This is a genomic window from Flavisphingomonas formosensis, from assembly GCF_009755815.1.
Taxonomy (GTDB): domain Bacteria; phylum Pseudomonadota; class Alphaproteobacteria; order Sphingomonadales; family Sphingomonadaceae; genus Flavisphingomonas; species Flavisphingomonas formosensis.
Genome location: NZ_WRPK01000025.1, coordinates 1 through 10825, shown reverse-complemented (window position 1 = coordinate 10825; position 10825 = coordinate 1). Strand labels below are relative to the sequence as shown.

The window sequence follows — 10825 nt, the reverse complement described above, 5'->3', positions numbered from 1 at the left end:
CGCGCAGTTGAGCGATGATCCTCTCGTCACGCTGCCGGCTATGGCCGCGTGATCGATCCGGCCTTGCCGGAGATCGGCGTCGCTACGTCGGCGAAGCTACACCATGCGATGGGACACGATCAGGTTGCTAGTCTGCAGCGGTGCTGAGCCGGGATTGCTTTGCAGCGGGCCAGCTTATCCATTCTGAATCTAAAAATGAATATCTCCTGATGGTTAGATGAGTTTGAAGAATCTTTAAAGAGTTACGTGGGCAGAGCTACGTGTCCGAATCGGGGCGGTTTGGCGAGTCGCGCCCGAGCCGCCGTTCCGGATGTGTCGACTGATCGTTCCGGATATGTCGTGATTCGCGTTCCCGATGTGTCTAGAGAGCGTTCCGGATGTGTCGATGACGGCGTTCCTGATATGTCGAGTGGCGTTCCGGATGTGTCGAAGATTGCCGTCCCACCCTTCGATCGCCGGCGACATTGAATCTTTTTCGGGAGTGCAGCTCCGAAAAAGGTTCAGAAGGTTTCGGTTTGAGCATCCAGCGGCCGTGCCGATCGATGTAGCCGGAGCGCGGAGACGAAACCGGCCGTCCGATCGACCACAGACCCGACACTTCGGGAACGTTTCGGTAGCGGACGCAGCCATCACACGACACATCGGGAACGCTCCCATCGTCATAGTGTCGGGCAAGGATAAGCGAGGGGCAGTCGATCGCTATGGATCGAGTGGGCCTCTATGGTGCCGTATGGCAAGAAAGCGCCGTCGAGCGGGGGGATCCCCCTCCCCTCTCCTAGCGGAGCGTGTGACGATTTTCCCTGTCGTACTTGCGTACGAAACCGATGAAGGCACGCTGGTAGCTCACAGGCGTCCGTTCAGAATCTGCCTCGACATATTCGCGAAAGAGCTGGTGCAAGTTCTGGTAGTCCCAACCGGGGCATTCGGCGCGCAGCGTCGCGAGCGTCTCGTCGGTAATATATCCATCGGTTGCACGCGCGGATAACCCTGAGACGGTGCGGCGTATCATGGCACGTGCGTCGACCGCGGCCTCTGCGGTGACCGGCTCGGCAGGTGATCCGGCCGGCGATGCCGGGTGAGCCTGTTCCTCCGGTTCTGGAGGAATTGGAAGGGACCTCCGGGGTCTTGCGGCGCGCGGCCTGGGCATGGCTGCCTCGGCGGCAGATTTGCGTCGCATCCTCAGATGGGGCTCCTTGCGTCCTTCGCCGAATTCGACGCGGAGTCCATAGCCTGGAAGATCGTCGCGTTCTGCGATCTTTATGATCTCATGCTTAAAGCGACGATACTGCCCTTCCGCACCCGATTTTTCGAAGAGGGTTGGAAAGGAAATGGCGAAACCCGCCTCCCCTGCCCCGCCGGCATGCTTGCGGGCAACCTTATAAAGCCAGCGCTCGCGGCCTCCGGATATGTTGAAATAGGCGCGATCGATCGACAGGACGCCGCCCTGCATGATTACGCCTTCATAAAACCAGCTCGAAAGTTCGATTGTCATGCCGCGCGACCGCTCGGTTCGTTCGTCGACCAATTGGGTCCACCCGTCGAGCCAGCTGAAGGTCGCCTCACGGCGATTGTCCGCGCGGATATTGGTCTTCACCGTGGTCGAGGCGAGACGATCAAGCGCTTGGCCGAGCAGTTCATAAGCCCGGCCGGTGGTGGGTCGACCGATGGCGCGCAACAGATCATAGGGCATGAGATGAAGCTTGCGCGGGATGTCGTTAACCCCTCGGCGCGCCATGTCGGCGAGTGTGGACGCGCAATAGATCAGGATGTCAGCGTCCCAGATGGTTGCCATGCCATATTCGGGATTGGCCGAGACATGGACCCAGGATTTGCCGTCGGGGGACCTGTACTGGATCGGCTTGATCCGCTTGGATTTCGCCAGGCTGAAAAAGGGCCTTTCCATCATCTCCCGCTGATCGCGCAGCGCAAGATCGGAGATGTAGGGCAGGAACAGATCGAACTGATCGTTCACATAGGTTCGATTGGTTCGCGTCACGTCGCGTTCCATTCCAGTGCCGAGGAGAGGGCAGCATTCTTTCCCCGGGGAAAGAAGGGATGAGGGAATATCCTCATCTGATGAGGCCCCGGCCTTGACTTTCGAGGTCGGCGAGCGCCGCTCGCAGCGCCTCGGCCAATTCGTCATGGTCGGCCCCTGACCCGGGATGCAGGCGGATCGTCACGCCCTGCCGATTTGCGGTGAGAATGCTCAGTGCATTACGGCCGAACCTGCTTTGATAGGTTAATGGCGCGTTTGTTGCTTTTTCACCCGTCCCGGTGTCGAGAAGCCGTTTGAATACCTCCGCCGCAGGTACAGGAGGCTCCTGCCGACGACGGCGCCCCGCCTGCTCCGCGGCAAGGCCCTTGGCAGCATCTAGAATCTGACGGGCGCGGCCGCGATCGTCGAGCGCGGCGGCAAGACCATAAGCTGGCTTGATCTGGACATCGGTGAGCGCGGCAAAAGCGGTGAGAACCGCGTCGGGGATGCTGGCAACCTTGAGCGTCTTGGAAAGCCAGCTTTGCGACACACGAAGACGCTCGGCCATGCGAGCCTGATGGCCGGCATAATGTGCCTTGAGCGCCTGTGCATAGCTTCGGGCCCGTTCAATGTCTGAAATGTCTTTGCGCGCCCTGTTCTCTAGATCCGCAAGTCGAAATGCGGTCTCATCGTCGATGTCCGCAAGGTCTGCAAGAAGCTTGAAGTCGGGATAATTATGTGCGCGAAGCCAACTAATGGCGAAGTGACGGCGCGAACCGATGATGAGCTCAAAGTCATGAGAGGCGTCGTCTTTTAATTTTCTCAAAACGACCGGAATCTTCTGGCCGTTTTCAGCCAGGATAGAATCGATCAGTTCGCGCGTATTCTCCTCGTTGAGCTCCGAATAGCGTCTTGGATTGCCGGGCCAGACCCGGACCCGCGCCGGATCGACGGATATGCGGGTAACCTGCTTCACCTCGCCGCTCGCAATGCGTGCGAGCGCCGATTCCCGGCCGAGCAGCGTCATGCCGGTGCGCGGGCGCTCGGCAGGCTCGGGCGGGCCAGCGGAGATAGGTGATCCATCCGACGCATCCGGGAGAGCCCCGGCATCGGCATCCGGCTCATCGCTCAGCAGCGACGCCAGATAGTTGGCCTGCTTGCCCTTGGCCATCTCACCCCTTCCTTTCCATACGCCACATCGGCAGCTCAGGCAGCTGCGTCTTCAATCAGGGCCGCGTTCGTCACCAGAGGCCTCCCCCAGCCCTTCCGTACGAGTTGTTCGATCTGGCCCAGCGCCTCGTCCATATTCGCGCGACACCTTTTATGGGTGCGCGCCGACCCTATCGGCTTTTCGAGCTCGTAGACGGTCATCATCCGCATGGCCGCGTGGCTGATCTCGGCGGATTCGAAGATCGGAACGGGGAGCAACGTCGGGCCGAAAGCTGAGTCCATGATCTGCTGAACCATGGCGTGCGAAGGATCGTTATTGTCGAATTTGGAGCAGAGCAGCCGCACGAAATTGTAGCTTACCTCCACGCCGGCGCTCTGCAGTTGCTCGAGCACCTGATGCATCATCGAGAGAAACTGAACGGTGGAGCAGAAATCAGGCGTAGTCGCGGCAAGCGGGATGAGCAGGGCATTGGCGGCCTGCATCACGGCCAGGCTGATGGTGCCAAGCGCCGGCGGTGGATCGAGCAGTACGACGTCGTAGTTGCGGGAAAGATCGAGCAATCCGGCTTTGAGCTTGCGAAAGCGCGTAACGAGCACGGAATTGCCATCGGCGCCGGAGGCTGCCAGCTCATACTCGACGTCGAACAGCTCCAGATTAGACGGGATGAGATGGACATTGGGCCACGGCGTTTCCTTGACCGCATACATGAGGTCGGCTTGGGTCGGTTCGATCGAGAGATAGGGATAAAGCGTCTCTTCCTGCGTGACATAGAGATGCGGGTTGAAGCCGAACAGCGTGGTCGTGGTTGCCTGGCTGTCGCAATCGACGACGAGCACGCGATATCCGGCGACCGCGAGATAGTGCGCGAGATGCGTAGTGACGGTCGATTTGCCGACACCGCCCTTGAAGTTCTGAACGGCGATGATGACCGGATCGTCGGACGGCCCGCGCACCGGAGAAGCGTCGAGCACCTCCCGCATGTTGAGAAGGTCGCTGATCGTATAACCTATGCGCCTGCCGATCTCGCTGGCAGGAGGCGGTGGAAGTCGTTTATCTTCCTCCGCGGTACGTATACGGTTCGTCGAACATCCAAGCAGTGACGCAACCTCGGCTATTCCGAAGCGCACTTCCAGCGACTTGCGGCTGTCCGGAAGAAACGCCTGACGCCTCAGTCGCTCGACCATGCGTTCCCCGGAGCGAGCAAGATCTCCGATCCGAGCCGCCTCTGAATTCATTTGAGCCATAGGGTCTCACTCTGAAGCTTTTCTCGGCTACGATGTCGGAAAAAGCTTCATTCGTCAACAATGCTCACCGGAGACGTGCTCATTAGAGACGAATCTGACGTCTGCGATCGGCGAGTCCTTTCTGATTCGATCTTTCCCCGGGGAAAGATCGCGTGTTGGAGCGGCGTGCCGGGCAGCGCTTACCGACCATATCATAACAGCTGTCGTGGGTAGTTCGGGAAGTGGGTGGCCAAGTGTTTTGAACTGATCGCCGCAGAGCTTCGATCAACCTTCGAACGTCATTGTCAGGCAAAGGGTCGGAGGTGGAGACGCATGACATGTTGGCTCTCACGTTGAACCTATTCCGGCTCCGCACTCTGGAGTGCATTGCCGATGAGCGCTCTCGCAACTGGGAATTTCGGGGGACGAAGGACGGAAAAGAGGGGAAAGAAGCGGTTCTATGAAATCCGTGCACCTTATCGAAACTTCGCCGATGGCGCGTTCGACGAACCTTCACCAAATAGGAGTGCCGATGACAAAAAGGCAACCGGTGAGTGTGAGGCCGACGGTCATCTGAATTGGGATCGCCAACCGAGCGGCTACAGCCAGAACCTCTCTACTATGTCGAGTTCGGTGCCTGAGGTCGGAGGTATGGCGCCGCGATCAGGCCACCGCTATCGCTCGACGGCATATCGGCCGCCAATGATGGTGGTTCCCCGAGAGCTATTTAAGTTCCGGTGTTGTCGCTCTGGTTCACAGGTCACGGGTTTCTAAGCGGCAATCAATGCCGACCACCTGCCGGCCCCGCAGAGCCTTCAACGGCCAGGTTGTAAGGCCCATTTGAATGACGCTTGCCAGGCACTCTATTGCTTCCCTCGAATTTCTGGATCCGCGACCTTATCATGGTCCAGGCTGCGATGTTTCCCCGGGGAAACGTCCCCACTGCTCGGGAATCGGAAGTGGTCGCCCCCGGACTTGCGAAGCGAGTGCCTTTATGGATGGTTGCGTCGCTTACCTTAAACTCGCCCTAGGCTTGGCAGAGCAGACGAGCCGCGATGAAAAGAGGGCGCTGCTTCATGATATTTCCCCGGGGAAAGATGGCGCTGGGTGAACATGAGTTTCCATTCGGTCAGTGTCCAAGGAACTCAAGATGCGCCCCGCTAGGTCTGCTCACGATCACGCAATCGCGTTCGTGAAGCACCATCAACTGACCGCACAGATTATCATATTTGACGGTCGGTGGAGTAGGGGAGGGGGTGAACGACGTTGCCTACGCGCAGTAAAAGCTCCTCACGCGATAAGTTCCACGACGGCTGGGTGAGCATCTCCGATGGAAGGCGCTATCGATTCCCAGAGCTTAAACGCAAACGAAGCCCATGCCGATGAAAAGAGAACGAGCGAAGGTCCCATCTGTGCGGCTGTATCCCGAGAAGACGAGCGGAGCATCACTGGGTCATATCTTCGTTCGAAAGTCGATCAGCACGGCAGCCCGCGGTGGCTGTACAAGTCAGCGTATCGACGAAGTAGAACGGCTTTAAGGTACGATGGTGCGTGGTCTTTGGGTCTGACCGCCTTCAGGCCGATCGCACTCTCAATTGAACGGTTCGAAAAAACCGGACTATTCCGCGCGCCCCTTGGAAGAGGTTCGATAACGCAGCGCGCTACGTAGCCTTTTCGAGGAGGCCGCTTGCTCATTCGCGACATTCAGGTGCGATGGGGAACTGGCCCGTCGCCGGCTAAGGAGAATTTATGCCGCGCTTCGCCGGAATCTAGCAAGGCGTCTTGGCTTTCGAAAGCATAGCGGCCGGGTGGGAGGAGAGATTTCTTGTGCATGCGCAACGACGCGAGGCTCAAGGCTGGCCGACAGAACCACCATGCGCTATACAAAGCGCGTTGCCTCATCCGCCTGCGGGACGTCCAGCCAGCCACCGACTGGCCGGCGATACTCAAAATGACCCTGAAAGCTATCCATTTCAGCGCCTTCGGCAGGGGATAACCCGGTCAAGCCAATTCAGCGAGGCCTGATGGACCGCCCAAACGGCGAATATTCTAATTATCTATCTCAAAATAAAAGAAAAAACACCGCATGGAGCAGATTCAAGAAACGGTGGTTTTTGGCGGTTTAAGAGCCTCGTGCACCTGAACGAGCAGCTTGGTCGCGCCTTGGGGAGAAATGTTCAGAAGGCGTGCGGCTCCCCGCGCGGTGATGCCCGGATAGCAGAGTTCAAGCCGCAGCAATGTCGGCGCACGACTGCGGCTGGTGATCGCAAGCCGCGTTTCCGCGGAGGCGAGGGTTCGCTCCATTTGGGCCAGGGCGTCTAGATTAGCCGTCGCTATGCGGGCTATTCGGCGCGCTACCTCTATTGCGAGGACGGCCTCGTCGTCGGGGAGATAACGTGGGAGGTCGGTGAAACAGGGGAGGCCATGTTCGATGAGACCGGCACTTCGAAGCATGACGGGCAGATGGAGGCCGAGCAGCCATGTCGTGCTCGCGGATGCCGGAGGCAGCGAAAATAAACGTCCGTCGACGGAGGAGATGGTCGGAACCTGTCCGTTTCTGATATTGGAAGATTGTCTCATCTCGAGCATCCGACCGGCAATGGCCGCGAGCGTGGGCGAGGGGAAGGGGCGGCTGGCTCGCTGCCCGATTTCGCGCCATGCTGGGCCGAAGCGGACGAGATCTTCGCCCCCCCAGACCTCGGCTTCGTTCCGGTCGTCAAGAAGCGTACGCAACGCGTGGAGGGTTGCCCGCGCCACGGGACTCTTGTCGCGCTCGGTCGTCGCTAATGCGAGATGAAAAAGTGCCGCAACCGAAAGCGGATCGTTGAGCCCCTCGCTATGTCGGGGAGGTGGCGTTCGGCCGGATATCCACTCGAGCAGATCCTTGGCCGAAATAGGAATTCCTGCAGAACGTGCAGCCGTCACCGCTCCTTCGATGCGCGCACGGGCGAACCAGATCTCGGCTGCCGGACTGTGCACCAAACGGCCGTCGAGCTTTGCCAGCGCCAATACAGCCTGTTCTATAGGCGCGAAATCGGTTAGTGTCTTCACCGTCGGGTTGCCCCCACCATGTCACATCGATCAACCAAAAGTGGACGTTGGTTGCGTCAAACTTGAGGCACAATATATGGACATGTGATAATTACAATTATCATTGATCAGATGTTGAAATGTCTCGGCGGGATGCGCTAAAATTTGCATCATGGAGAAGGACGGCCCGGGCAGAGGGAGAGGGCTAGAAAGCGATGATAGCGCTTGCCCAACGCGCGCGGCGGCGTGCGAGATCGTCCGGACCGTGGCGCGAATGCGCACGGAGGCCGATGTCGACGAGGCAATGATCGAGGCGAATCTGGCCGCGCGCTCACCGCACTCTATACGCGCACTGAAGTTGGACCTCGAAGCCTTCAACGCGTGGTGCCGTCGCACGAACAGAGTGGCGCTGCCGTCGACGCCGGAGAATGTCGCAGATTATCTGGACGCGCGGGCAGGGCAGGGGGCCAAGCCAGCTTCACTCGATCGCTATAAAGCGTCGATCGCCAAAATTCATCAAATGCTCCAACTCAAAGATCCTACGCAGGCCGCGCTCGTGAAACTTCGGCTTCTTGCTATCCGGCGCGAAAAAGGAACTGCGCAGTCGCGGGCGCTGCCACTGCGGCTCAATGGGCCTGTCAAAGATACGGAACGGGACGAGGCACCCGGGATCGACGTGTGCACTTTGCTCGAAGCTTGCGCCGACGATCTGCCCGGTTTGCGCGACTGCGCGCTTCTCTCCGTTGCCTATGAATCGGGGCTGCGCGCATCGGAGTTGGTGGCTATCGAGGTGGCTCACCTTCTCGAAGCACCCGACCCCGAAGCACGCCTGCTTTCCCTTCCATGCGCCAAAGGCGACTTAGAAGGAAAGAGGGGCGTGCTCCTGTCGCCGCGCTCGGTACGTGCGATCGCGGCCTGGACCGAGGCGGCCGGAATCACCTCCGGACCGCTGTTCCGCAGGGTCCAGGTGCGGCGCTACAAGGCGCGCCCTCCAGTAAAGGGGAGGCGGGTCGATAGCATATCGAGTCGCGAAACCTGGGATCTGCGCAAGACGCTCTCGCGGCCGTCGGTACCGGCGCGAACCGAATATGATGTCGGGGCAACAGCGCTCCATCCCGGCTCGATCGGACCGATCTGGCGGGCCCTCATCCGGCGGGCGTTCGACCGCGGCGCGTTCGGCGACCTGACCGCGCATGACCTTGCCCAACTGCTCAAGGGCATTAGCGCGCATTCGACGCGGGTGGGGCTCAGTCAGGATTTGTTCGCAGGCGGCGAAGACCTTTTCGGGATCATGGGTGCTCTGCGCTGGAAAAGTCCGCGCATGCCGCTAGAATATGGTCGCAAGGTAGCAGCCGAAGCCGGGGCGGTCAGGTATCTTTCAGAGCGTCTCGAACGACGAACTGACAGTAGCGGTTGAGGGTGATGCCTTTCGTCCGGCCAGAGGGTTCCGGGACTATGGCTGCTGTCGAATTGAACGTGGGCGGACCCATGAACTCTACGCCCTCGTGCACCGATTCCGGTGCCATAGCGCTTTGATATTACGAGGACGATAGCGATCGAGCAGCCTCGGGATTGGCTGTCGCGGCTTGAGCAGCCTGCATGACGCCTCATCGAAGGTCTCGACATGATCAAGGCCTCCAATCCGCGGATTCCTTGGCTGTCACGAAATACGCGCGACCCTTCGAGTGTGATGCGCCGCGCCCGGATGGCAGCATGCGGCGAAGAATGGGATCGCCCTTGCGATGATGCCTGATCACGAAGAACAGATGGCCCAAGGCGAGTGCTGCAAGGCTCAGCGTAAAGAAATGATGCAACCGGCTGACAAAATGCAGTGTGCTGGGCTCCGCAACCGATAGCGGGCTCGGCATGAATCCCAGGAAGCGCCAGCTTGCCGGCATCATCAGGACGCCTGTGATGAGGACCAAAGTGATGGCGGCATAGAGCAATGAATGGCCAACGAGGACGGGGCGTCTTGCGCGCGGAGCGGAATGCCAGTCATGCCAGGGCCGCTTGCGGAGAAAGATCGCCACCCGGCCCAGGAATATCGGTATGAAGAACGTCGTCAGCTGCGGATTGATGATGTCGACCATTCTACGAAATGGATCTGCCGGTGGACGCGACGTGCAGATAAAGCCGGTCAGCGAAGCCCATATTATAATAATGGCCGATATCCAGTGAAGGCAGATCTGAATTAATGAATAAGGGCGTACACAATCAGAAGATAATTCTGACATTGTCATTCACCGATTGAATCGCATTGATAGATATGCGTCGGAATAATCGATCGACCGACATTATTTTGATACGCGAGCTCATAGTCGGAGAATGGCTACGATTTTCCATTTCCTGATTCCACTTAAAAGGCTGACAGAACTGCGCGATGCGAACTCGGCAGCATCGCATGGCTGTGTCGAGCAGACAAAACGCTGCGGTCGGAACGATCGCATGCGATGGACGGGAACGCTCATTTTCGAAGGGCGGCGGTAGTGCGGATCGGGAAGCTGGTAATGACGCCGAGATGCCTCGCGGCACTACGTTCCTGACAGGTTTGCAATGGGCTGTTCTACTACAAGCCCGTGCTGGGGCTGGGCGTGCGGCCGCGACCGCGGCAGCCTTGGTGATGCGGCGTCGGGCTACTGCTGATTCCGTTTGCGGGAAGCGCTGGCATTGCGCTCGCCCGTATCGGCGGTGACGGATGCGAGCCGCTCGTCGACGTTTCATGCTCATGAGGGCTTGATGCGCTTTTCAGCGCATATGGCTCGCACTCTGACCGGATGAGCGCAGGAAGGTCGGGAGAGAGGAACAGTCGAAGCGGTTCCTGCGTGGCCCCCCAACTGCGGCCAGCGGCCAGATCGATCGCGATTCGTCGGATGCGAATCATCTTTTGCGTGAAGCGGCGTTGGCGCCTCGGGGCAGATGGTCGCGCAAATCCCATGGATGCTGGGAGGCTGAGGGTGATTGAAACATTATTGCAAAAAGTGAGTTGACGGGTTTGGAGGGCGTCCATATATGCGCCTCCACCGACGGCGGCGGGCCACTGAACGGCTTGCTGCTGCGCCTTACCAGATCGGAGTTCCGATAGCTCGATGAAAATCGGGTAGGTGAGGCATCGGCTCTTTCTCATTGTCGGTTTGATGAAGGGACATGTGGGCGGCGGCCCCGTGCCTGTGGATTTCAAGGCCACGGGTTCACGGTAGCAATAAGCCGTTCCAGATGTCCTATTACACATCCATTTGTGTATTGTGCAGGAACGGCTCCTTGAAATGCTGGCCTGACGCTCTGGTTATTCCGCCGGGGTGTTTGGCTGGACATCAACTTGAGAGTTTGATTCTGGCTCAGAACGAACGCTGGCGGCATGCCTAACACATGCAAGTCGAACGAAGGCTTCGGCCTTAGTGGCGCACGGGTGCGTAACGCGTGGGAATC

Annotated in this window: 6 protein-coding genes and 1 rRNA gene; 2 read left to right on the top strand and 5 right to left on the bottom strand. The window is 58.9% G+C overall.

The window, feature by feature from the left end; translation table 11 throughout:
* Positions 1–775: 775 nt before the first annotated feature.
* From GQY20_RS31730 to GQY20_RS31715, 4 genes are all read right to left on the bottom strand, one after another.
* Entirely contained in the window at positions 776–1996 is a 1221-nt protein-coding gene (locus GQY20_RS31730) for a replication initiator protein A (RefSeq protein ID WP_157221184.1), read from the bottom strand.
* Between the two features lie 73 nt (positions 1997–2069).
* Positions 2070–3146, bottom strand: a complete 1077-nt coding sequence (locus GQY20_RS31725; RefSeq protein WP_157221181.1) for a ParB/RepB/Spo0J family partition protein — start codon at positions 3144–3146, stop codon at positions 2070–2072.
* 35 nt (positions 3147–3181) lie between these two features.
* Positions 3182–4381, bottom strand: a complete 1200-nt coding sequence (locus tag GQY20_RS31720) for an AAA family ATPase (RefSeq protein WP_157221183.1) — start codon at positions 4379–4381, stop codon at positions 3182–3184.
* 2085 nt (positions 4382–6466) lie between these two features.
* Positions 6467–7420 carry a hypothetical protein gene (locus tag GQY20_RS31715; protein ID WP_157221180.1) on the bottom strand — a complete coding sequence of 318 codons (954 nt, stop codon included), beginning with the start codon at positions 7418–7420 and terminating at the stop codon, positions 6467–6469.
* Between the two features lie 151 nt (positions 7421–7571).
* Here GQY20_RS31715 and GQY20_RS31710 point away from each other — a divergent pair, with 151 nt between their 5' ends.
* Positions 7572–8816, top strand: a complete 1245-nt coding sequence (locus GQY20_RS31710; RefSeq protein WP_408641155.1) for a site-specific integrase — start codon at positions 7572–7574, stop codon at positions 8814–8816.
* Positions 8817–9027: 211 nt separating this feature from the next.
* Here the strand turns inward: GQY20_RS31710 and GQY20_RS31705 are convergent, their stop codons facing one another.
* Positions 9028–9633 carry a cytochrome b gene (locus GQY20_RS31705; RefSeq protein WP_198351344.1) on the bottom strand — a complete coding sequence of 202 codons (606 nt, stop codon included), beginning with the start codon at positions 9631–9633 and terminating at the stop codon, positions 9028–9030.
* A 1078-nt stretch (positions 9634–10711) separates the two neighbouring features.
* On the opposite strand from GQY20_RS31705, the gene GQY20_RS31700 reads away from it, so the two are divergent.
* Positions 10712–10825 (top strand): 16S ribosomal RNA (locus GQY20_RS31700); the annotation flags it as partial.

Bases quoted from the DNA above. Each gene is read 5' to 3' on its own strand.
- GQY20_RS31725 (WP_157221181.1), bottom strand. From the start codon at position 3,146: ATGGCCAAGGGCAAGCAGGCCAACTATCTGGCGTCGCTGCTGAGCGAT.
- GQY20_RS31720 (WP_157221183.1), bottom strand. From the start codon at position 4,381: ATGAATTCAGAGGCGGCTCGGATCGGAGATCTTGCTCGCTCCGGGGAA.
- GQY20_RS31710 (WP_408641155.1), top strand. From the start codon at position 7,572: ATGGAGAAGGACGGCCCGGGCAGAGGGAGAGGGCTAGAAAGCGATGAT.
- GQY20_RS31705 (WP_198351344.1), bottom strand. From the start codon at position 9,633: ATGTCAGAATTATCTTCTGATTGTGTACGCCCTTATTCATTAATTCAG.